A 21,551-nucleotide genomic window follows, 5' to 3' on the forward strand; every position below is an offset into this window, starting at 1 on the left:
CGGAAGGCTGGCGCGTTGGCTGGTCCTGCGCAACACGGCTTGCCACCACCGAGCCCAGCGGAGGAAGCCGGCAGGCCGGCCTCTTCATACGCTGACGCCAATCATCGGCCGGCCTGCCGTCTCCCTCCGCTCGATTCAAATCCGCGTGCGGGCCTTGGCCTTTGTCGCTGCATCGGCTCCAGTACTGGTGTCGGCGGCGACGGCGACGGCGACGGCGGCGATCAGTCCGGCTTGATCTTGGCGCGGGCGACCACGGCCTTCCATCGCTGCTGCTCCTGCGCGATGAAGGCCGCGAACTGCGCAGGCGTATTGCCGACGGGCTCGGCGGCGTCGTGGCTCAAGCGCTCACGCGCGCTCACCGAACGGATCGCCTTGGCCGATTCGATCGCCAGCTTGTCCGCCGCCGAGGGCGCCAGGTTGGCCGGGGCGCACAGGCCGTACCACTGCGTCATCTCGAATCCCGGATAGCCCTGCTCGGCGACCGTCGGGACGTCCGGGAGTTGCGGCAGGCGGTCCTTGGAGCCGGTCGCGATGCAACGCAGCTTGCCGGCCTTGATGAACTGCAGGATCGCCGGGGCGCCGACCGAGGCAGCCTCCAGCCGGCCCGACAGCAGGTCCGTCAGTTGCGGACCGGTGCCGCGGTACGGCACGTGCAGGATGAAGAGGTCGGCGACCATCTTGAGATATTCCATCGCCAGATGGCCCGCGCTGCCATTGCCCGCCGATCCATAGTTGAGGCGGCCCGGCTTGGACTTCACCAGCGCGACGAACTCCTTCAGGTTGCGCGCCGGCACGTCCGGATGCACGACGTAGAGGCTGGGCACCTTGGCCAGCAAGGTGATCGGCTTGAAGTCGCGGACGGGGTCGTAGGGCAGCTTGTCGTAGATGTACGGGTTCACCGCCAGCGTGCCAATGTGGCCGAGCACCAGCGTGTGCTGGTCCTCCGCGCGCGCGACCTCGACCATCGCGATGTTGCCGCCGCCGCCCGGCTTGTTGTCGACGTAGACCGACTGGCCCAGCGTCTTGGACAGCTCCGCCGCCGTGGCGCGGGCGACGATCTCGCTGCTGCCGCCGGGCGCGAAGGGCACCACCAGACGCACGTTGCGCGACGGCCAGGTCGCCTGCGCCCACGCCGGCATCGCGGCGCCAAGGGCGCCCGCGGCGGCCACGCTCGCGCTGGTTTGAAGGAAGCGACGGCGGTCCTCGTCGGTCGGGGTCATGCGGTGTCTCCGGTGTTGTGTTCTGACGGCGTCGACTCTACGCAGACGCGCTTTCAAGGTGCTGTCGATACCGTGAAGCAGGCGGCACGGCCGCGTTCAGGACACGTTCAGCCGACGTTCAGGGAGCGGTCTGCTCTTCCATCCATCCGAGCCAGCGCATCGCCTGCTCGCGGCTGTCGCCGCACATGTCCTCGGACGGCGATAGCGAGCCGCAGACCTCCGGCCGTTCCGGGTGTCCGAAGATCCGGCACCGCAGGTCGTCGTCAAGTTGCACGCACCGCACGCCGGCCGGCTTGCCGCCAGGCATGCCAGGAATGGGACTGGAGATCGACGGCGCGATGCAGCAGGCGGCGCAGGAGGGACGGCAGTTCATGGCCGGGGCATTGTCGCCTCGCGCCAGCGAGGAGCGCCAACAAGGCCCGGCCCGCATGCCCCTGGGGCTGTGACTTATCCACAGCCCCGCGTAAAATCACGCCCTTCCCTCATCTGAACTCCAGCCGGCCGGCAATCGTCTGTTTGTGCGTGCGCTCCATGCGCCGTGGCGATTGCGACTTCCGCCGTGTGCGCTGGATCCTCGCCATGCTTTATCCGAAAGAGTTCGACGTGATCGTGGTCGGTGGCGGCCATGCCGGCACCGAGGCCGCGCTGGCCGCCGCCCGCATGGGCGTCAGCACGCTGCTGCTGACCCACAACATCGAGACGCTCGGCCAGATGAGCTGCAACCCGTCGATCGGCGGCATCGGCAAGGGCCACCTGGTCAAGGAAGTGGACGCGCTCGGCGGCGCGATGGCCGCCGCCACCGACGAGGCCGGCATCCAGTTCCGCATCCTCAACGGCTCCAAGGGCCCCGCCGTGCGCGCCACCCGCGCCCAGGCCGATCGCGTGCTCTACAAGGCCGCCATCCGCCATCGTCTGGAGAACCAGCCTCATCTGATGCTGTTCCAGCAGGCCGTCGACGACCTGATGGTCGAGGGCGACCGCGTCGTGGGCGCCGTCACCCAGTCGGGTCTGCAGTTCCGCGCGCGCACCGTCGTGTTGACCGCCGGCACCTTCCTGGACGGCCGCATCCATATCGGCCTGCAGAACTACGCCGCCGGCCGGGCCGGCGATCCGCCGGCGGTTTCGCTGTCGGGCCGGCTCAAGGAATTGAAGCTGCCGCAAGGCCGGCTCAAGACCGGCACGCCGCCGCGCCTGGACGGCCGCACGATCGACTTCTCGAAATGCGCCGAGCAACCCGGCGACCTGGACCCGGTGCCTGTGTTCAGCTTCATGGGGAACGCCGCCCAGCATCCGACCCAGTTGCCCTGCTGGATCACGCACACCAACGACCGCACCCACGAGATCATCCGCTCCGGCTTCGACCGCAGCCCGATGTTCACCGGCGTGATCGAGGGCGTGGGCCCGCGCTACTGCCCGTCCATCGAGGACAAGATCAATCGTTTCGCCGACAAGGACTCCCACCAGATCTTCCTGGAGCCCGAAGGCCTGACGACGCACGAGTTCTATCCCAACGGGATCTCGACCTCCCTGCCCTTCGACATCCAGCTCGCCGCGGTCCAGTCGATCCCGGGCCTGGAGAACGCCCACATCCTTCGCCCCGGGTATGCGATCGAGTACGACTACTTCGATCCGCGCGCGCTGAAGTCCAGCTTCGAGACCCGCGCCATTCGCGGCCTGTTCTTCGCCGGCCAGATCAACGGCACGACCGGTTATGAGGAGGCGGCGGCCCAAGGGCTGTTCGCCGGATTGAACGCCGCGCTGCAGGTCCAGGGCAAGGACGCCTGGCTGCCGAGTCGCGACCAGGCCTATCTGGGCGTGCTGGTGGACGACCTCATCACGAAGGGCGTCACCGAGCCGTATCGCATGTTCACGAGCCGGGCCGAGTTCCGGCTGCAACTCCGCGAGGACAACGCCGACATGCGCCTCACCGAAGCCGGTCGCCTCCTGGGCCTGGTGGACGACGCACGGTGGGACGCCTTCAACCGCAAGCGCGACGCTGTTTCACGTGAAACAGAGAAGCTCAAGGCCACCTGGGTGCACCCGAACATCCTTCCGGCCGCCGATGCCGAGCGGCTGGTCGGCAAGGCGTTGGAGCGGGAGTACAACCTCATCGACCTGCTCCGTCGGCCGGGCGTCACCTTCGACACGATCGAGGAGGTGGCGACCATCGCTCGACCCGAGGTGGGCGTGTCCCGCGCCGCGTTGTCCGAGACACTGGGCCAGGACATGGCCGGCGCCGTCGTCGAGCAGATCGAAATCAGCGTCAAGTACGCCGGCTACATCAGCAAGCAGCAGGACGACGTCGCCCGGGCGTCCAACTACGAGCACCTGCGCCTGCCCGAGGACCTGGACTACCACCTCGTGACCGCCCTCTCCTTCGAAGCCCGCCAGAAGCTGAGCAAGCATCGGCCCGAGACGCTGGGGCAGGCATCGCGGATCTCCGGCATCACCCCCGCGGCGATCTCGCTGTTGTTGATTCACCTGCGCAAGGGCCGGTTCAAGGGCTTCACCGATCAGGACGTCACGGCCGCAACGCAGGACACCCCCGCCGCCGCCTGATTGGCATCCGCCGACCGCTCGGCCCCGCGCCGCCCGCCTTCATGGCCTTCGCCGATTGCCTTTGTCGTTCCCCAGCCCTCTTTCACCGATGACCGACCTCGACCTGCGAACCCGCCTTGCCGCCGCCGCCCAAACGCTGGGCCTTGGCCTGAACGACCAGCAAATCGACCAGCTCATCGCCTACCTCGGGTTGCTCTCCAAATGGAACAAGGTCTATAACCTGACCGCCGTCCGGGACCCCGAGGCGATGCTGACGCAGCACCTGGTGGACAGCCTCAGCCTGATCCCGCCGCTGCGTCGGCATGCCGACGGGCAAGCGCTACGGTTGATGGACGTGGGCAGCGGCGGCGGGTTGCCCGGCGTCGTGATCGCCATCTGCGATCCGGCGTTCGACGTCACCTGCGTCGACACGGTGGGAAAAAAGGCGTTCTTCATCGCCCAGGTCGCGGCCGAGATCGGACTGCGGAACCTGCATGCGGAGCACTCGCGTGTCGAGCAACTCAAGACGGCGCCCTTCGATGTGGTGACCTCGCGCGCCTTCGCGTCGCTGGCGGACTTCACCGAATGGACGCGCATGCACCTGAAGGCTGGTGCGGTGTGGGCCGCCATGAAGGGTCAACACCCCGAGGATGAGCTGGCGGAGCTGGCCCAACGCGCGCCCGATCTGTCCGTGTTTCACGTGGAACAGCTTCAAGTCCCGGGGCTGGACGCCCAGCGATGCCTGCTGTGGATCCGTCCTGTCGGCTCGGACGCCACACCTTCCGCCTGAGGTCGCCCGCCAGGCGCCACGCCGGATCGCCGTCCGGCGGTTGAGCGGTTAAGCTCCGCCCCTCTCCCCGCTTCTCGCGAACCCTATCCGGACCCATGCTCGACCTTCGAGATCGGATCCGGACCCAGTTCCCCTGCATTCATGGCCAAGATCTTTTGCGTTGCAAACCAAAAAGGCGGCGTCGGCAAGACGACCACCACCGTGAATCTGGCTGCCGGTCTGGCGAAGGTCGGGCAGCGTGTGCTCGTGGTGGACCTGGATCCGCAGGGCAACGCGACGATGGGATCGGGGATCGACAAGCGCGCGTTGACGCTCACCGTCTATGACGTGCTGCTGGAAGCCGCCTCCATCCCAGAGGCCCGCCAGCGCAGCGAGAAGGCTGGCTACGACGTGCTGGGCGCCAACCGAGAGTTGGCCGGCGCCGAGGTCGAGCTGGTCGAGTTGGAGCGCCGCGAGCAGCGCTTGAAGACCGCCTTGGCCGCCGTCGCGCAGGAGTACGACTTCGTCCTGATCGACTGCCCGCCGTCGCTGTCGATGCTGACCTTGAACGGGCTGTGCTCGGCACATGGCGTCGTGGTGCCGATGCAGTGCGAGTACTTCGCGCTGGAGGGCCTGACCGACCTGGTCAACACCATCAAGCAGATCCACGCCAACCTCAACCCGGACCTGCAGATCATCGGCCTGCTGCGCGTCATGTTTGACCCACGCATCACGCTGCAGCAGCAGGTGAGCGAGCAGCTGAAGGCGCACTTCGGCGACAAGGTCTTCGATACCGTCATCCCGCGCAACGTCCGCCTGGCCGAGGCGCCCAGCTATGGGCTGCCGGGCGTCGTCTTCGATGGCAGCTCCAAGGGCGCGCAGGCGTTCGTGGATTTCGCGCGGGAGATGGTCCAGCGCGTTGGCGCGATGCGCTGAGCGGCACGGCCCGCCCGCGCCCTGTGTCCTCCCGACCACCGATGTCGTCCATGACGCCCGCCGCGCTGGACGCCCTCGCCCGCCGCGCCGAACAGGCCGGGCTGAACGCCGCCTCGGCGCCACGTGAAGCGCAGGTCGACGGCTGGCTGCTGCGGCTGTCTCCCGGCAAGGCCAAGCGCTCCCGCTGCGTCAACGCGCTGGCGGCCGGGTCGCTGCCGCTGGACGAAGTCCTGCGCCGCTGCCGCGCGGCCTTCGACCGCGCCGGTCTCCCGCTGATGTTGCGCCTGACGCCGTTCAGCCAGCCCGTCGATCTCGATGGACAGCTGGCCGCGATGGGCTGGCGCGACTTCGATCCGGCTGACGTGATGGTGCTGCCGTCACTCGACGCCTTCGGCGACGCCGGTGGCCTCACGCCGCTGGCGCCCGCCGCGTACGCGGACCTGATCGGCACCCTGCGGGGCTCCAGCGCCACCGAGATCGACGGCCATGCCCGCCGGCTGGAACAGGCCACCGTGCGCCATCAGGCCTTCAAGATGACACGGGACGGCGAGCTGCTGGCCTGCGGCCAGGTCGCGATCGACACGGCAGGCGACCTCGCGTCGGAAGGCGGTATCGCCGGGCTCTTCGACATCTTCACGCCCGAGGACCAGCGCGGCCGGGGTCATGGCTGGCGCCTGTGCGCGGCGCTGTTGGCCGAGGCGCGGCGCCAGGGCGCTTCCAGCGCCTATCTGCAGGTCGGGGCAGCCAACGACGTCGCGCGGCGCCTGTACGGCCGTCTGGGCTTCTTACAGGCCTATCGGTATCACTTCCGGAGCGACGACCCACGGGCCTGGGCCTGACGCCGGCCCGCGCGGGCGCTCAGTCCCGGGGCTGCCAGACCTTCAGCAGCGTGTGCCGGGTGAAGCCCGGCACGAAGTCGTGCACGTGGCTGATGCAGGCGTAGCCGAGGTGCTCGTAGATTTCGGCGGCGTCGTCGAGCAGGGTCTCGATCAGCGCGTCCACGCAACCACGACGCAGTGCCTGCGCCTCCAGCTGGCGCAGGCAGTCGCCGCCGACGCCCTGCCCGCGATGCTCGTCCTTGACCCACAGGTAGCTGACGTAGAGCCGCTGGAACTCGGTGCGGCCGAAGCCGCCCGCGATCAGCTCATCCCCGTCATAGAGCGCGATCGCGATGTCGGCCGCGTCGCTGCCCTGGGTCTGCTGGCGGCCGAAGGTGACGACGCCCGCGCGGATCGTCTCCAGGTCGGCGGTCGGAACGGCGCCATCCCGGCGCCATGCGCGTGTCGACGAGGTCATCTGCCGCGCAACGTCGAGGTCGGGCGCGCTCAGATGTCGTTGACGTCGGGGCCGGTCAGGCCCAGCGACTCGTCGACACCCAGGTGCACGTTCATGCTCTGCACCGCGGCGCCGCTGGCGCCCTTGCCCAGGTTGTCCAGTCGCGCGATGACGAGGATCTGCTGGTCGTTGCCGAACACGAACAGATCGACGTTGTTGGTGTCGTTGCAGGCCTGCACGTCGAAGAAGCCGTGGGCCAGCGTGTCCGGGTCGCGCAGCGGCAGCACGCGGATGAAGCGCTCGCCGTCGTAATGCGCGGCCAGCGCGTCGCGGACCTGCTGCGGCGTGGTGCCGGCGCGCAACTGGCTCAGGTGCAGCGGCACGGTGACGGCCAGGCCCTTGTAGAAGTCGGCCACGATCGGCATGAACACCGGCGCGGACGTCAGGCCGGTGTGGGCCATCATCTCCGGCAGATGCTTGTGGGCCAGGCCCAGCGCGTAGGGGCGCGGCGACTTCAGCTGCTGGTTCCCGCCGGCCTCGTACTCCGCGATCATCGACTTGCCGCCGCCGGAATAGCCGGTGATCGACGTCGCCGTGACCGCCGCGTCGGCCGGCAGCAGGCCGGCATCGACCAGCGGACGCACCGCCAGGATGAAGGCGCTGGCATGGCAACCGGGGTTGGCGATGCGCTTGGAGGCGCGGATCGCGTCGCGCTGACCGCGGGCCAGCTCCGGCAGGCCGAAGGCCCAACCCGGTGCCGTGCGGTGCGCGGTGGACGCATCGATCAGGCAGGTCTTCGGGTTCGTGATCATCGCGGCCGCCTCGCGCGACGCGGCGTCCGGCAGGCACAGGAACGCGACGTCGGCCGCGTTCAGCAACCGCGCCCGTTCGGCCGCGTCCTTGCGCTTGTCCGCGTCGATGCGCAGCACCTCGATGTCGGCGCGCTGCGCCAGATATTCATTGATGCGCAGTCCGGTCGTGCCTTCCTGCCCGTCCACATACACCGCGTACTTCATCGCCGCTCCTGCAAAATCCGCTGCCTTCAAAAGAAGCGCGCAGCATAAGGCCAATCGATGTCAACGCACCCCGCCTCTCCCAATGACCTCGACCCCTCGACCGCCATGGACCGGCCGGTCTACCTGCTGCCGGGCTGGCTGAACTCCGACCCGGCCCACTGGCAAAGCGAATGGGAACGCCGCCACGGCGATCACCGCGTCGAGCAGAACGACTGGGAATGGCCGCGGCGCGGCGACTGGATGGCACGCCTGGACGACGTGCTGCAGCAGGACACGCGCCTGGCGCGCCAGCCAGCGCTGCTGGTCGCGCACAGCCTGGGCTGCCAGCTGGTGGCCGCCTGGGCCGACCACTCGGCGCACACGCGGCGCGTCGCCGGCGCGCTGCTGGTGGCACCGCCGGACACGGAGCGGGACGACACCCCGCCCCAGCTCCACAACTGGCGCCCGATCCGCCGTCCGCGCCTGCCCTTCCCCGCCATCGTGGTGGCCTCGAGCGACGACCCCTTCTGCCGCGCCGAACGTGCCGCCGGCATGGCCGCGGACTGGGGCGCGGAGTTCGTGCTCGCCGGTCCGCTCGGCCACCTGAACACGGCGTCAGGCCTCGGGGCCTGGCCGGAGGGCCGCGCGATGCTGCGGCGTCTGGTCGATTGAAAGCCGCCGGCCGCTGACGACACCGACGGCCATCGCCCGACATCGGACTGATGTCGCCGGCCGGCCGCATCCCCGCCACCGAATCGCAGACAATCCCGCCCCATGGTGACAAAGAAACCCAAGGGCCTGGGCATGGGCCTGGAGGCCCTGCTGGGGCCCAAAGTGAGCGACGCCCCCGCCGTGCGCGAAGGCGAACCCGGCATTCTGCCGCTGGCGCAGATGCAGGCCGGCAAGTACCAGCCTCGCACCCGCATGGACGAGGGCTCGTTGTACGAGCTGGCCGAGAGCATCAAGGCGCAGGGCATCATGCAACCGATCCTGGTGCGCCCGATCGCGCCCAACGGTGCCGTCCGCTACGAGATCATCGCCGGCGAGCGCCGCTTCCGCGCCGCCAGGCTGGCCGGTCTGGCGGAGGTGCCGGTGCTGGTCAAGCCGGTGCCGGACGAGTCCGCCGCCGCGATGGCGCTGATCGAGAACATCCAGCGCGAAGACCTCAACGCCCTGGAAGAAGCGCAAGGCCTGAAGCGGCTGGTCGACGAGTTCGGCCTGACCCACGACCAGGCCGCGCAGGCGGTCGGCCGTTCGCGCAGCGCGGCGTCCAACCTGCTGCGCCTGCTCAATCTGGCCGAGCCGGTCCAGAACATGCTGATGGCCGGCGACATCGACATGGGCCATGCGCGCGCGCTGCTGTCGCTGGACGGCGCGCACCAGATCACCAGCGCCACCGAGATCGCGGCCAAGAAGCTCAGCGTCCGCGAGGCCGAGAAGCTGGTGCAGCGCCAGCAGGGCGCGGGCCGCCAGGCACCGCTGCTGCGCGTGAAATCCGCCAAGAGCCGCGACGTGCTGCGGCTGGAGGAAGAGCTGTCGGACCTGCTGACCGCGCAGGTCGAGATCCGCGTCAAGAAGAAGACCAAACGCGGCGAGCAGGGCGAGGTCGCGATCAATTTCAGCTCGCTCGACGAGCTGAACGGCTTGCTGCAAAAGCTGCGCCGGGACGACGCCGACACCTGACCGTCCCTTGACGGTCAACGTTGATCCACCGCCGCCGAACCGACGTACAACGAGTCATCTTGCACGCCGATGTCGGGGTCGTCTCGTGCGTATTTCCCACAGGTGGGGGACCGTCAACTCGGGCGCTTCACAGACGTTGAACAAGGGAGTACAAGGGTCATGTCTTGCTACCTCGCCCGGTCGATGGGCGTAGCATGACCGACCAAATCCGCACCGGCATCGCGGTTGTCCAAAAAGACATTTCACACCGGTCGGAACTTGGACCAGCATAGGCTGGCCGTTTGCTGAGATCACGCTGAGCTCGGAAAGCTCTGATGACGCCTTGAGTCATGGACGTCGCCAGAACTTCCTGGACGAAGCGGTGCCCGTCGTCGCACGGACGCACGCTTCGCCTCCCCACGAACTACTCTGGAGGTCAGCATGGATGTGATCAGCCATTTCGCGGCACGCTACGAACGCGGCAAGGTCGAGGAACTCACGTTGGAGGAGTACCTCGACGAGTGCAAGCGCAACCCTCTCGCTTACGCCACCGCCCCCGAGCGCATGCTCAAGGCGATCGGCGAGCCGCAGATGCTGGACACGCGCAACGACTCGCGGCTCTCGCGCATCTTCCAGAACAAGGTCATCAAGATCTATCCGGCCTTCGCCGAGTTCTACGGCATGGAGGACGCGATCGAGCAGGTCGTCAGCTACTTCCGCCACGCGGCGCAGGGGCTGGAGGAAAAGAAGCAGATCCTCTATCTGCTGGGCCCCGTGGGCGGTGGCAAGAGCTCCATCGCGGAGCGGCTCAAGCAGCTGATGGAGCAGGTGCCGTTCTACGCGCTGAAGGACAGCCCGGTGAACGAGAGCCCGCTCGGCCTTTTCGACGTGGTCGAGGACGGCCCGCTGCTGGAGCGCGAGTACGGCATCCCGCGCCGCTACCTGAACCGCATCCTCAGCCCGTGGGCGGTCAAGCGGCTCGATGAATTCGGCGGCGACATCCGCAAGTTCAAGGTCGTCAAGCGGCTGCCCAGCGTGCTCAAGCAGATCGGCGTCGCGAAGACCGAACCCGGCGACGAGAACAACCAGGACATCAGCTCGCTGGTCGGCAAGGTCGACATCCGCAAGCTCGAGACCTATGCGCAGGACGATCCCGACGCCTACAGCTATTCCGGCGGCCTGTGCCTGGCCAACCAGGGCCTGCTGGAATTCGTCGAGATGTTCAAGGCGCCGATCAAGGTCCTGCATCCGCTGCTGACCGCGACGCAGGAAGGCAACTTCAAGGGCACCGAAGGTTTCGGCGCGATTCCGTTCGACGGCATCGTGCTGGCGCACAGCAACGAGAGCGAGTGGAAGACCTTCCGCAACAACAAGAACAACGAGGCCTTCCTCGACCGCATCTACATCGTCAAGGTGCCCTACTGCCTGCGCGTCAGCGAGGAAGTGAAGATCTACGAGAAGCTGATCCGCGGGTCCTCGCTCGCCGAGGCCAAGTGCGCCCCCGGCACGCTGAAGATGATGGCCCAGTTCGCCGTGCTGACGCGGCTGAAGGATCCGGAGAACTCCAGCGCCTTCAGCAAGATGCAGATCTATGACGGCGACAACCTGAAGGACACCGATCCCAAGGCCAAGTCGATCCAGGAGTACCGCGACTACGCCGGCGTCGACGAGGGCATGGCCGGCATCTCGACGCGCTTCGCGTACAAGATCCTGTCCAAGGTCTTCAACTTCGATTCGACCGAGGTCGCGGCCAATCCGGTCCACCTGATGTACGTGCTCGAACAGCAGATCGAGCGCGAGCAGTTCCAGCAGGAGGCCGAGCAGAAGTACGTCGGCTTCATCAAGGAGACGCTGGCGCCGCGCTATGCCGAGTTCATCGGCAAGGAGATCCAGACCGCCTACCTGGAAAGCTACAGCGAGTACGGCCAGAACATCTTCGACCGCTACGTGACCTACGCCGATTACTGGATCCAGGACCAGGAGTACCGGGACACCGACACCGGCGAGGTGTTCGACCGCTCGGCGCTGAACGCGGAGCTGGAGAAGATCGAGAAGCCGGCCGGCATCAGCAACCCCAAGGACTTCCGCAACGAGATCGTCAACTTCGTGCTGCGCGCGCGGGCCAACAACGCCGGCAAGAACCCGGCATGGACCAGCTACGAGAAGCTGCGCACGGTGATCGAGAAGAAGATGTTCTCCAACACCGAGGAGCTGCTGCCGGTCATCAGCTTCAACGCCAAGGCCAGCGCGGACGAGGCGAAGAAGCACGAGAACTTCGTCCAGCGCATGGTCGACAAGGGCTACACGCCCAAGCAGGTGCGGCTGCTGTGCGAGTGGTACCTGCGCGTGAGGAAGTCGAGCTGACAGCCCGCCCGCCCCGCGGTCCCGCTCCGGCAACGGCGGTGACCGCGGCAAGGGCGGCGGGGGCCTTCCGGCCCTTTGCGGCAAGGACGACAACCACCGAGGTCCCAGCATGACCAGCCTCCAACAAATCATCGATAGACGGCTGTCGGGCAAGAACAAATCGATCGGCAACCGCGAGCGTTTCCTGCGCCGGCACCGCGACCAGATCCGCGACGCCGTGCGCCGGGCCGTCGACAAGCGCGGCATCCGGGACATGGAGCGCGGCGAGGACGTGCACATCCCCAAGCGCGACCTGAGCGAGCCCGTGTTCAGCCATGGCGAAGGCGGCACGCGCGAGATCGTGCGGCCCGGCAACACCGAGCACATCAAGGGCGACCGCTTCGCCAAGCCGCAGGGCGGCGGCCAGGGCGGTGGCGGATCGCAGGCGAGCGACTCCGGCGAGGGCGAGGACGATTTCGTCTTCCACCTCAGCAAGGAGGAGTTCATGCAGATCTTCTTCGAGGACTTGGCGCTGCCCAACCTGGCCCGCACCACGCTGGCCGAGACGCCGGAGTACAAGACCGTGCGCGCCGGCTACGTCACCGACGGCACGCCGACCAACCTGCATGTCGTGCGCTCGATGCGCGGCGCGCTCGGCCGTCGCATCGCGCTGGGCATGGACAAGCGGCGCGAGCTGCATGAGCTGGAGACGCGGCTGCAGACGCTGCAACAGGAAGAGGACGCCCGACGGCCCGAGATCCAGGCGCTGCTGGCCGAGACCGAGGCGCGCATCGTGCTGCTGAAGCAGCGCCTGTCCAACATCCCCTTCCTCGATCCGATCGACCTGCGCTTCCGCAACCGCGTCAAGGTGCCTCAACCGACGACGCGGGCGGTGATGTTCTGCCTGATGGACGTGTCCGGCTCGATGGACGAGAGCCGCAAGGACCTGGCCAAGCGCTTCTTCATCCTGCTCTACCTGTTCCTGACGCGGCACTACGAGAAGATCGACGTGGTCTTCATCCGCCACCACACGCAGGCGCAGGAAGTCGACGAGCAGAACTTCTTCCACGCCACCGAGACGGGGGGCACCGTCGTCTCCTCGGCGCTGGTCATGATGGAAGAGATCATCCGCGCGCGCTACCCAGCGAGTGACTGGAACATCTACGGCGCCCAGGCCAGCGACGGCGACAACTGGCATCACGACAGCGGGCGCTGCCGCGAGCTGCTGGCCGACAAGATCCTGCCGCTGTGCCGCTACTACGCCTACGTGCAGGTGGCCGAGGCCGAGCAGAACCTCTGGGAGGAATACGCCAAGCTGGCGGACGAGACACCGCGCTTCGCGATGCGCAAGGCGGTGGACGTGGCCCAGATCTATCCGGTCTTCCGCGACCTGTTCAAGAAGGAAGGGGTGAGCGCGTGACGGCGCCGCTCCCGGAGGGTATCGACATGAGCAGCCTGGAGAATCGCCGCAACGTCGGCATCGGCGTCGGCCAGAACGAATACGGCGGCCGCCGCGTGCGCCCGCCGCTGACCCGGATGCGGCCGCTGGAGCGCCGTCCCGACCAGCCGCTCCCCTCGCCCAGCGACTGGACCTTCGAGCTGATCGAGCAGTACCACGAGGTCATCCGTCAGACCGCCGAGCGCTACGGCCTGGACACTTATCCGAATCAGCTGGAGGTCATCACCGCCGAGCAGATGATGGATGCCTACGCCTCGGTCGGCATGCCGGTGAACTACCGGCACTGGAGCTACGGCAAGGAGTTCATCGCCACCGAGCGCAACTACAAGCGCGGCCAGATGGGCCTGGCCTACGAGATCGTCATCAACTCCGATCCGTGCATCGCCTACCTGATGGAGGAGAACACGATGGCGATGCAGGCGCTGGTGATCGCGCATGCCTGCTACGGCCACAACAGCTTCTTCAAGAACAACTACCTGTTCCGGATGTGGACCGACGCGTCGTCGATCATCGACTACCTGGTCTACGCGAAGAACTACGTCCACGAATGCGAGCAGCGTTTCGGCCTGGACGCGGTGGAGTCGACGCTGGACTCCTGCCACGCGCTGATGAACCACGGCGTCGACCGCTACCGCCGGCCGGCCAAGCTCTCGCTGGCGCAAGAGCAGGCGATGCACAAGGACCGCGAGGCCTATGCACAGCGCCAGGTCAACGACATGTGGCGCACCCTGCCCCGCCGGCCCGAGGACGAGGCCAAGGCCGAGGAGAAGCGGCGTTTCCCCGACGAGCCGCAGGAGAACCTGCTGTACTTCATCGAGAAGAACGCGCCCTTGCTGGAGCCGTGGCAACGGGAGATCGTGCGCATCGTCCGCAAGATCGCGCAGTACTTCTATCCGCAGCGGCAGACGCAGGTCATGAACGAAGGCTGGGCCACGTTCTGGCATCACAAGCTGCTCAACACCATGTACGACGACGGCTACCTGTCGGACGGCATGATGATCGAGTGGTTGAAGTCGCACACCAACGTCGTCGCGCAGCCGCCGATGGCGCAGATCAACCCGTATGCGCTGGGCTTCGCGATGTACACCGACCTCAAGCGCATCTGCGAGCAGCCGACCACCGAGGACCGCGAATGGTTCCCCGCCATCGCCGGCACCGACTGGCTGCCGACGCTGGATCACGCGATGCGCAACTTCAAGGACGAGAGCTTCGTCGCCCAGTACCTGAGCCCGAAGCTGATGCGCGACTTCCGGCTGTTCTCCATCCTCGACGAGGAACACCAGTCGGAGTACGAGATCTCCGCCATCCACGACGAGCAGGGCTACCAGCACGTGCGGCAGGCGCTGTCGCGGCAGTACGACCTGTCCACGCGCGAGCCCAACATCCAGGTCTGGAACGTCAATCTGCGCGGCGACCGCTCATTGACGCTGCGCCACACGCAGCATCAGGACCGGCCGCTGCACGACGCGGCGCAGGAGGTGCTGAAGCACGTGGCGCGGTTGTGGGGGTTCGGTGTGCAGCTCGAAAGCGTCAACGCCCGCGGCGACGTCACGCGGCGCTGGAGCGTGCCCGCGCCACAGCATTGATCGACTGGGTCCATCGAACTCAGCCGAAGATCTTCCCCGGATTCATGATGTTGCGCGGATCCAGCGCTGCCTTCAGCGCACGCATCTGATCGACGGCGCCCTCGCCTGCTTCCTGGAGCAGGAAGCGCTGCTTGTGCAGCCCGATCCCATGCTCCCCGGTGCAGGTACCTTCCAGCGCGATCGCCCGCGCGACCATCCGCGCGCTGAGTTGCTCCGCGGTTGATCGCTCGTCCGGGACGGCCGGATCGATCAGATATCCCATGTGGAAGTTGCCGTCGCCGACGTGGCCGACGATGAAGTACGGCAACCCGCTCGCCTCCACCTCCTCCACCGACGCGTTGATCGATTCCGCCAACCGCGAGATCGGCACGCAGGTGTCCGTCGTCACCGCGCGGCATCCGGGCTTCATCTGCAGCGCGGACAGGTAGGCGTGATGGCGCGCCGTCCACAGCCGGGTGCGGTCCTCGGGCGTGGTCGCCCATTCGAAGCCGGTGCCGCCATGGTCGGCGGCGATTTCCTGCACCACCGCAGCCTGCTCGGCGACGCCGGCATCGGAGCCGTGGAACTCCATCAGCAGCATCGGCGCCTCGCGCAGCGTCAGCTTGTCGTGCCGGTTGACCGCGCGCACCGCGTGCGCGTCGAGCAACTCGCAGCGCGCGATCGGCACGCCCATCTGGATGATGGCGATCGTCGTCCGCACGGCCGCGTCGATCGTCTCGAAGGAACAGATCGCGGCCGACACCGCCTCCGGCAACGGATAGAGCCGCAGCGTCACCTCGCAGATCACGCCCAGCGTGCCCTCGCTGCCGACATACAGCCGCGTCAGGTCATACCCGGCGCTGCTCTTGCGCGCCCGCGAGCCGGTCCGGATCAACCGGCCGTCCGGCGTGGCCACCGTCAGCCCCAGCACGTTTTCCTTCATCGTCCCGTAGCGGACCGCGTTCGTGCCGCTGGCACGCGTCGCGGACATCCCGCCGATCGACGCATCCGCGCCGGGATCGATCGGAAAAAACAGGCCTTGATGGCGAACCTCGGCATTGAGCTGATTCCGCGTCACGCCGGCCTGCACCGTCACGGTCAGGTCCTCCGCATTGACGCGAAGGATCCTGTTCATCCGCGACACGTCCAGGCTGACGCCGCCCTGCACCGCCAGCAGATGGCCTTCCAGCGAGGTCCCCGCGCCGTAGGGAATCACCGGCACGCGATGTTCGTTCGCCAGCGTCAGCACCGCGGCCACCTCTTCGTTGTTCTCCGCGAACACAACCGCCTCGGGCGGCGGCACGTCGAACGGCGATTCGTCGCGGCCATGTTGTTCGCGCAAGGCCAGGGCCGTGCTGCAGCGGTTGCCCAAGCGCGCCTGCAGGGCCTCCAGCATCGCCACGGGCATCGGCCGCGGCGCGTAGTCGGGCAAGCCGTGGCCGAGTGGATCGGCGCTGAAATCTCGAGGCGCGTTCATCGGTGTCTCCTGATGGCTGGCCACGGCCGGCGCGGCGCGGGCGGCGGGTCCGTTGGGTGGCCGTGCTTGTCGATCGATTCTAGGAAGCACCGTCGCAGCTTTCGCTTTCATCCTCGCGCTTGCGCCGCGACCCGCACAGTGACAGCATGGATCCATTGCGCGCATCGCCGCGCGAACAGAGGAGACCGCCATGTCCCATCTGTGGTTATGGACCGTCTGGGCCGCGCTGCTCGCGATGCTGGTCGTCGCCAGCCTGCGCATGGATTGGTTGAAGGTCTGGTGGATGGACCAACTCCGCCACCTGCCCGGAAGCCCCGATCCGGTCGACATCGATCCCGGCATGCCCGCGGGATCCGCCGCCCGAACCGCCGATGGCGGATCGCGGCCACCCCCTCGTCATCCGCCGCGGCCGGTGGGCATCCCACGCCCGGCGTTGCACGAGGCGCACGGCCACGCCGCCGTGCTGACGCATCACCGGCCGGCCTTCCATCGCAGCGGCCGCCGTCATTGAGGCGAGAGGAAACGTCACGGCGTTTCCCTGACCGCGGGTTATCGCGTCGAGTTGCGGCAAGATGCCAGGTTTGCACTTCCAGCAGCCCGCGCGGCATCCGTCATGGCCAATCGACTTTCCCAGATCGCGACCCGCACCGGCGACGACGGCACCACCGGCCTCGGCGACGGTACCCGCGTGCCCAAGGACCATTTGCGCGTCCAGGCGATGGGCGACGTGGACGAACTCAATTCGCAGCTCGGCGTGTTGCTCGCCGAACCGCTGCCCGACAACGTCCGCGACCTGCTGATCACGATCCAGCACGAGCTGTTCAACCTCGGCGGCGAACTCTGCATGCCCGGCTACAGCCTGCTGAAGGAGGCGGCCGTGCTGCACCTCGACCAGGCGCTGGCCGACCACAACGCCGCCTTGCCCCGTCTGGCTGAGTTCATCCTGCCCGCGGGCACCCGCAGCGCCGCGATCGCGCATGTGTGCCGCACCATCGCCCGCCGCGCCGAACGCGCCGTGGTCACCCTGGCCGCGCACGAGACGATCAACGTGGCGCCGCGTCATTACCTGAACCGCTTGTCCGACCTTCTGTTCGTGCTGGCGCGCGTGCTCAACCGCGCCAATCTGGATGGCAAGGGGGGCGACGACGTCTACTGGAAAAGCGAACGGCTGGCGCGCTACGAGGCGGCGGAGGCCTCCCAAGGGCCGGAAGACACGCCCTGAGCCCCGATCGCGTCGGTCAGGCGGGTAGCCCCGCCGCCGCGCTCGTCAATCGCCTGGCGTAGGCCTCCCGCAACCACGGCGGCGACTGCACCTCGACCTGCCCGGCGTGCCGCAGCAGGTCCATCAGCAGCTCGGTCGCGTCGACGAACGGCAGCTCCAGCCGCCAGCGGCCATCGGGCAGCCACTCGCTGCGCTGCGCGGGATGCCATTCCTCGCTGGATACCCAGGCGGCGGTCTGCTCGCTGAAGATCAGCGTCGCCCATTGCGGATCGCCCCCGGCGAAGATGCCGTAGCCCTGATCGAGCTCGTCCTCCAGCTCCTTCAGCGGCAGGCTGCGGGCCGCCTGGCCGTCGAGGACTTCCGCCGTCTCCATCGCATCGAGCGCGAACCGCCTCAGCCCATCGCTGCCATGGCACCACGCGTCCAGGTACCAGGTGTTGCGGTAATGCACGAGGCGCTGCGGCGACACCTCGCGCTCGCTGACCGATCCGCCGCCCGGTCCCCGCTTGCGATAGCGCAGCCGCAAGCGGGCTCGTTTCACGACGGCGCTGCCCACGGTCTCGAAGTGCTCCGACGGCACCCGGCGCCGCGCGGTCGAGATCAGCTTGATGCGCCGCGTCATTTCCTGTGCCTCGGCCGCGTCGCCGCCCAGCATGCCGGTCAGCTTGTCCAGCATCGGTTGCAGGTGGCGGCTGAGCAGGCCGTTCTCGTCGAGCCCGGCCATCATCTGATGCATCGTCAGCAGCGCGTGCAACTCCTTCTCGCTGAACCAAACACCCGGCAACTCGTGCCGCTGCCCGCGCCATTGCTGGCCGAATCGGTAGCCGTTCTCGGCGGCGTCGTACTCGATGGGCGCATCCATCCGCTCACGCAGGTATTGCAGGTCGCGCTTGAGCGTGGCCGGAGACACCTCCAGCAACTCCCGCATTTCCGCGAAGCTCACGCAGCCGCGGCTGCGAATCAGCATTTCGATCTTGTAGAAGCGCTCGGTACGGTCCACGGCGACCCTCCTGACAGATTTGGGTCAGTCACGGCCACTTTCCGCTGACCCAAATTGGTGGTGGCTCATTCTATGAGCTACTTGGATCGAATACTTGATCCCAAGCCTGAATCACCAGCCGCCATCCCGGCGTCTTCAAGGAGAGTCCCATGGTCGCCACGATCCACCGCACCGCCGCCGACATCCACGTTCAGCAACTGGCCCTGCCCATGGTTGCCCTGGCCGAGGACGGACGGGCGCTCAGGGACAAGGTCGAGGACATCGCCCTGTCGAGCCACGAGCGTGTCGGCTTCGAGCTGGGCTGGGATTACGCGCACCATGGCCTGACGCCTCCCGTCGAGCAATTGTTCCGCCAGTCGCCGCTGCAACAAGGCTGGCAACTGGGGCGTTCGACCTTTGGCGCGCGCACCCTGAAATCGCATCGGCACACACAGCTGTGGCTGTCGCTGCGACTGCACGCCTGGCAGCGGGGTCGCAACTTCGAGACGCTGCTGGTCACGCCCAACTACCTGCAGCAGTTGGACACGAGCCACTGCCCGATCAGCCGCCTGCCTCTGAACGACGAGGCGGCTCATCCACAACTGCGCTCCATCGACCGTGTCCGCGACGACGCGGGATATGCCGCTGGCAATCTGGCGCTGATCAGCCATGCGGCCAACACCGCGAAGGCCGATCGCAGCTGGCAGCAAGCCTGGGCGATGGCGCAAAGCCTGCGGCAGGGGCCGATGACGATGGCCGGCGGCCTGAATGCCGAGGCCTGGGAGCGCATGGCGATCCTGGCGAGCTTCGTGACGCCGATGTCGCATGAGCTCGCGGCTCAGTTGCCGATGCTGGTCCTGCCGCCGAACCGCTTGCGCCTGTTCAACCCGGTTCAAGCCTTGCAGGCACTCGTCACGCGTCAACTCGCGACGCCGGGTTGGAGCCAGCGCCTGACGCGTCTGGAAGCGCTGATGGCGCCTCAACAACGCGCCGACTTCTCGCGTTTCCTGCTGGCGCTGGTGCCGCGCGTGCTGCGCAGCCAGTCGCTCACCGATCCGGTGGAGATCCGTTGGGCGCTCGAAGATGCCTGGCGCGATGCGCTGCTGCAAAAACGCTGGACGCGCTTCGCGCAACAACTGACCCCGGCGCAGGCCGAGACGCTGGTGCAGCGCGCCGCCAACAAGCGCCTGAGCAATGTCCGGGTGCAAAACCACGGCCCGGCCGCGACCGATGGGTGGGCGTTGGAGCGTCAGGGATTTCGCGCCGCCGCCTGATTCGAGGCGGCGATCGCGGGAAGTCAGCCAGGTATGCCCACGTGCAGCTTCTCCAGGCCGCCGTTCTGGTCCTGCAGCGCGACGTGATAACCCTGTTCCACGAACCAGTTGGCCCAGTTCCTGGCGAGGGTCTTCTCCGGCAACCAGGGGCCCGTCTTGTCCATGTGGACGCGATTGCCTCGGCGTTCGTAGAACACCACGCGCCACATGTTGGTGGGGATGCGATCGTGAAAACTACCCATAAGCGATCGCGGAATCTATCAAAGCAACATGTCGCGACGGGAGGGGGGCAACACCTGGAACCATGACGAAATCGCCTGGACCGTGCAGAGTTCCCGCGCCGCCTTGCTGCGACTGTTCGCAGACCATTCCAACAGCACCATGTCGTCGCACAAGAGCGTCTTCGCACCGCCTTGCAGCGCAAGCTCGATCAACGGCCGATGGTGCTCGGCCACCTTGGCGATGCGTGCGCCTCGGAGGGGTTTCACGACCTCCGCATAGGGCAGGAAATCGGCCAGCAACTCCTGCTGCTGATCAGCCGGCAGCGCCAGACGCGGATAGGCCAATGCGCACATCAGCGTCGATGCCAGATCGGGACTCACCAGCGGCCGAATGACCCCCTGCTGCCAGGCTCGACGCAGACCCAGGGCCTCGCCGCCGGAACGCAGCAACGCGCGCAGGATCAGCGCCGGATCGATCACGACACGCTCGGGCGCGCCGGAGGTCGAACGACGGCTCATGCGGAGGTCTTGGCCGCGGGTTTCGTCCTGACCTTGGCAGCCTTCGACGGCGCCTTGCGCGCCGGCTTCAGCGGCTTCGCCTTCGCCGCCACCCTGGCCTTGTTGCCGGCCTTGGCCTCGACAGGCTGGCGAGCCCACGCCAGCGCCCGATCGGCCAGGTCGTCACCGAGGTCCAGCTCCGCCAGCTTGGCCCGCACCGCGTCGCCGCGCTGGATGCGTACCGGCGTCAGCAACACCTGACCCGCCTGCAACTGGACCTCGAAGTACTGCACGGGGCCGAGGCGATCGGTGACGCTCTTGGGCAGCGTCAATTGATTCTTGGAAGTGAGCTTGGCCAGCACGGAAAAAGGGACCTGCGTGAACGAAAGGACAGTCGTCGAAAGGACGGACTTGGCCGACGCCGAAAAGCACGAAAGGCCGCCTCACGGCAGCCTCTCGTTCCGTCGCGAGGACTCAGACCAGCGAGCGCTGCAGGCGCAACTGCTCGAGCGGCTTGCCTTCGACGTCGACGGCCTTGACGCTGTCGGACTCGGCCAGGAAACCGGCCAGCTCGAAGAAGCGCATCGCTCGCGCATTGTTCTTGTAGGTCCACAGCGTGACGCGGGTGCAGCCTTCTTCGTGAAGACCTTCCTGCGCGGCCTCGACCAAGGCCTGGCCGACACCCTTGTCCCAATGGGACGGCGATGCGTACATGGCCCAGATCTCGCCGGTCGTGGACGGCGTGCCCTTGTCGCGGGAACGATCGAAACCGACGAAGCCCATGACTTCGTTGTCGAGATGCGCGACCAGCACTTGCGGCTCGCACATGTTGATGGCTTCTCGCCAGTACGCCTGGCGTTGCGTGACCGACAGCCCGTTGAGGGCGGCGTCAGGCCAGAACTCCTTGTACGCATCCTGCGCGGAAGTCACCTGGATCTGGGCGATGGCCTTTGCATCACGCAGAGTGGCCGGGCGAACCTGAATACTGGACATACCTAAGAGCAAATACGAAACAGGAAAGCGCGAGATTGTCCCAGCCAAAGCGGCCAAACGGGCATCTTGACAGTAATTGATTTGCTGATCCGGTTTTGATGCGCCGCCGCGATCGACCACACGTG

General features: G+C 67.1%; 22 protein-coding genes. 12 read left to right on the forward strand and 10 right to left on the reverse strand.

Annotated features, from left to right (window positions below; translation table 11 throughout):
* Positions 1-221: 221 nt before the first annotated feature.
* Both CDN99_RS23200 and CDN99_RS23205 read right to left on the reverse strand, forming a co-directional pair.
* A complete protein-coding gene (locus CDN99_RS23200; protein WP_088387251.1) occupies positions 222-1,220 on the reverse strand; it encodes a Bug family tripartite tricarboxylate transporter substrate binding protein in 999 nt (332 codons plus the stop codon).
* A 118-nt stretch (positions 1,221-1,338) separates the two neighbouring features.
* A complete protein-coding gene (locus CDN99_RS23205; protein ID WP_088387252.1) occupies positions 1,339-1,593 on the reverse strand; it encodes a YkgJ family cysteine cluster protein in 255 nt (84 codons plus the stop codon).
* A gap of 206 nt (positions 1,594-1,799) precedes the next feature.
* On the opposite strand from CDN99_RS23205, the gene mnmG reads away from it, so the two are divergent.
* From mnmG to CDN99_RS23225, 4 genes are all read left to right on the forward strand, one after another.
* Positions 1,800-3,779 (forward strand): tRNA uridine-5-carboxymethylaminomethyl(34) synthesis enzyme MnmG, encoded by a 1,980-nt coding sequence (mnmG, locus tag CDN99_RS23210; protein WP_088387253.1) that lies wholly within the window; start codon positions 1,800-1,802, stop codon positions 3,777-3,779.
* A gap of 88 nt (positions 3,780-3,867) precedes the next feature.
* A complete protein-coding gene (rsmG, locus tag CDN99_RS23215; RefSeq protein WP_088387254.1) occupies positions 3,868-4,548 on the forward strand; it encodes a 16S rRNA (guanine(527)-N(7))-methyltransferase RsmG in 681 nt (226 codons plus the stop codon).
* Positions 4,549-4,689: 141 nt separating this feature from the next.
* Positions 4,690-5,463 (forward strand): ParA family protein, encoded by a 774-nt coding sequence (locus tag CDN99_RS23220; protein WP_088387255.1) that lies wholly within the window; start codon positions 4,690-4,692, stop codon positions 5,461-5,463.
* A gap of 50 nt (positions 5,464-5,513) precedes the next feature.
* A complete protein-coding gene (locus tag CDN99_RS23225) occupies positions 5,514-6,302 on the forward strand; it encodes a GNAT family N-acetyltransferase (RefSeq protein WP_141100937.1) in 789 nt (262 codons plus the stop codon).
* 19 nt (positions 6,303-6,321) lie between these two features.
* Here CDN99_RS23225 and CDN99_RS23230 read toward each other — a convergent pair whose 3' ends face one another.
* The gene (locus CDN99_RS23230; RefSeq protein WP_088387257.1) at positions 6,322-6,759 is read right to left on the reverse strand and encodes a GNAT family N-acetyltransferase; all 438 of its coding nucleotides are present in this window, start codon (positions 6,757-6,759) and stop codon (positions 6,322-6,324) included.
* 29 nt (positions 6,760-6,788) lie between these two features.
* Positions 6,789-7,754, reverse strand: a complete 966-nt coding sequence (argC, locus tag CDN99_RS23235) for an N-acetyl-gamma-glutamyl-phosphate reductase (RefSeq protein ID WP_088387258.1) — start codon at positions 7,752-7,754, stop codon at positions 6,789-6,791.
* A 57-nt stretch (positions 7,755-7,811) separates the two neighbouring features.
* Here argC and CDN99_RS23240 point away from each other — a divergent pair, with 57 nt between their 5' ends.
* The 5 genes from CDN99_RS23240 to CDN99_RS23260 all read left to right on the forward strand — a co-directional run bounded on the left by CDN99_RS23240 (position 7,812) and on the right by CDN99_RS23260 (position 14,783).
* On the forward strand, positions 7,812-8,405 hold the full coding sequence (locus tag CDN99_RS23240) for an RBBP9/YdeN family alpha/beta hydrolase (RefSeq protein ID WP_238139674.1): 594 nt from the start codon (positions 7,812-7,814) through the stop codon (positions 8,403-8,405).
* Positions 8,406-8,507: 102 nt separating this feature from the next.
* Entirely contained in the window at positions 8,508-9,416 is a 909-nt protein-coding gene (locus CDN99_RS23245; protein ID WP_088387260.1) for a ParB/RepB/Spo0J family partition protein, read from the forward strand.
* A 420-nt stretch (positions 9,417-9,836) separates the two neighbouring features.
* Positions 9,837-11,759, forward strand: a complete 1,923-nt coding sequence (locus CDN99_RS23250; protein WP_088387261.1) for a PrkA family serine protein kinase — start codon at positions 9,837-9,839, stop codon at positions 11,757-11,759.
* A 109-nt stretch (positions 11,760-11,868) separates the two neighbouring features.
* A complete protein-coding gene (locus CDN99_RS23255) occupies positions 11,869-13,158 on the forward strand; it encodes a YeaH/YhbH family protein (protein ID WP_088387262.1) in 1,290 nt (429 codons plus the stop codon).
* A gap of 116 nt (positions 13,159-13,274) precedes the next feature.
* Positions 13,275-14,783: a SpoVR family protein gene (locus CDN99_RS23260; protein WP_202820316.1), complete on the forward strand. Its 1,509-nt coding sequence runs from the start codon at positions 13,275-13,277 to the stop codon at positions 14,781-14,783.
* Positions 14,784-14,802: 19 nt separating this feature from the next.
* Here CDN99_RS23260 and CDN99_RS23265 read toward each other — a convergent pair whose 3' ends face one another.
* Positions 14,803-16,239: an FAD-binding oxidoreductase gene (locus CDN99_RS23265; protein WP_088387263.1), complete on the reverse strand. Its 1,437-nt coding sequence runs from the start codon at positions 16,237-16,239 to the stop codon at positions 14,803-14,805.
* A gap of 190 nt (positions 16,240-16,429) precedes the next feature.
* Between CDN99_RS23265 and CDN99_RS23270 the strand changes: the two genes are divergently transcribed.
* Both CDN99_RS23270 and CDN99_RS23275 read left to right on the forward strand, forming a co-directional pair.
* On the forward strand, positions 16,430-16,750 hold the full coding sequence (locus CDN99_RS23270; RefSeq protein ID WP_088387264.1) for a hypothetical protein: 321 nt from the start codon (positions 16,430-16,432) through the stop codon (positions 16,748-16,750).
* Between the two features lie 102 nt (positions 16,751-16,852).
* Positions 16,853-17,461 (forward strand): cob(I)yrinic acid a,c-diamide adenosyltransferase, encoded by a 609-nt coding sequence (locus CDN99_RS23275; RefSeq protein WP_088387265.1) that lies wholly within the window; start codon positions 16,853-16,855, stop codon positions 17,459-17,461.
* A 16-nt stretch (positions 17,462-17,477) separates the two neighbouring features.
* Here CDN99_RS23275 and CDN99_RS23280 read toward each other — a convergent pair whose 3' ends face one another.
* The gene (locus tag CDN99_RS23280) at positions 17,478-18,461 is read right to left on the reverse strand and encodes a helix-turn-helix transcriptional regulator (protein WP_088387266.1); all 984 of its coding nucleotides are present in this window, start codon (positions 18,459-18,461) and stop codon (positions 17,478-17,480) included.
* 149 nt (positions 18,462-18,610) lie between these two features.
* Between CDN99_RS23280 and CDN99_RS23285 the strand changes: the two genes are divergently transcribed.
* Entirely contained in the window at positions 18,611-19,714 is a 1,104-nt protein-coding gene (locus CDN99_RS23285; protein ID WP_088387267.1) for a hypothetical protein, read from the forward strand.
* 23 nt (positions 19,715-19,737) lie between these two features.
* Here the strand turns inward: CDN99_RS23285 and CDN99_RS23290 are convergent, their stop codons facing one another.
* From CDN99_RS23290 to CDN99_RS23305, 4 genes are all read right to left on the reverse strand, one after another.
* Positions 19,738-19,956 (reverse strand): hypothetical protein, encoded by a 219-nt coding sequence (locus CDN99_RS23290; protein ID WP_141100938.1) that lies wholly within the window; start codon positions 19,954-19,956, stop codon positions 19,738-19,740.
* Positions 19,957-19,974: 18 nt separating this feature from the next.
* Complete coding sequence (locus CDN99_RS23295) at positions 19,975-20,454, reverse strand: PIN domain-containing protein (protein ID WP_088387269.1); 480 nt, start codon at positions 20,452-20,454, stop codon at positions 19,975-19,977.
* A complete protein-coding gene (locus CDN99_RS29045) occupies positions 20,451-20,795 on the reverse strand; it encodes an AbrB/MazE/SpoVT family DNA-binding domain-containing protein (protein ID WP_202820313.1) in 345 nt (114 codons plus the stop codon). Before CDN99_RS29045 ends, CDN99_RS23295 begins: the two co-directional genes overlap by 4 nt.
* A 112-nt stretch (positions 20,796-20,907) precedes the next feature.
* Positions 20,908-21,546 carry a GNAT family N-acetyltransferase gene (locus CDN99_RS23305; protein ID WP_310732493.1) on the reverse strand — a complete coding sequence of 213 codons (639 nt, stop codon included), beginning with the start codon at positions 21,544-21,546 and terminating at the stop codon, positions 20,908-20,910.
* Positions 21,547-21,551 lie beyond the last annotated feature (5 nt).

The organism is Roseateles aquatilis, from assembly GCF_002205645.1.
Lineage (GTDB): Bacteria > Pseudomonadota > Gammaproteobacteria > Burkholderiales > Burkholderiaceae_C > Roseateles > Roseateles aquatilis.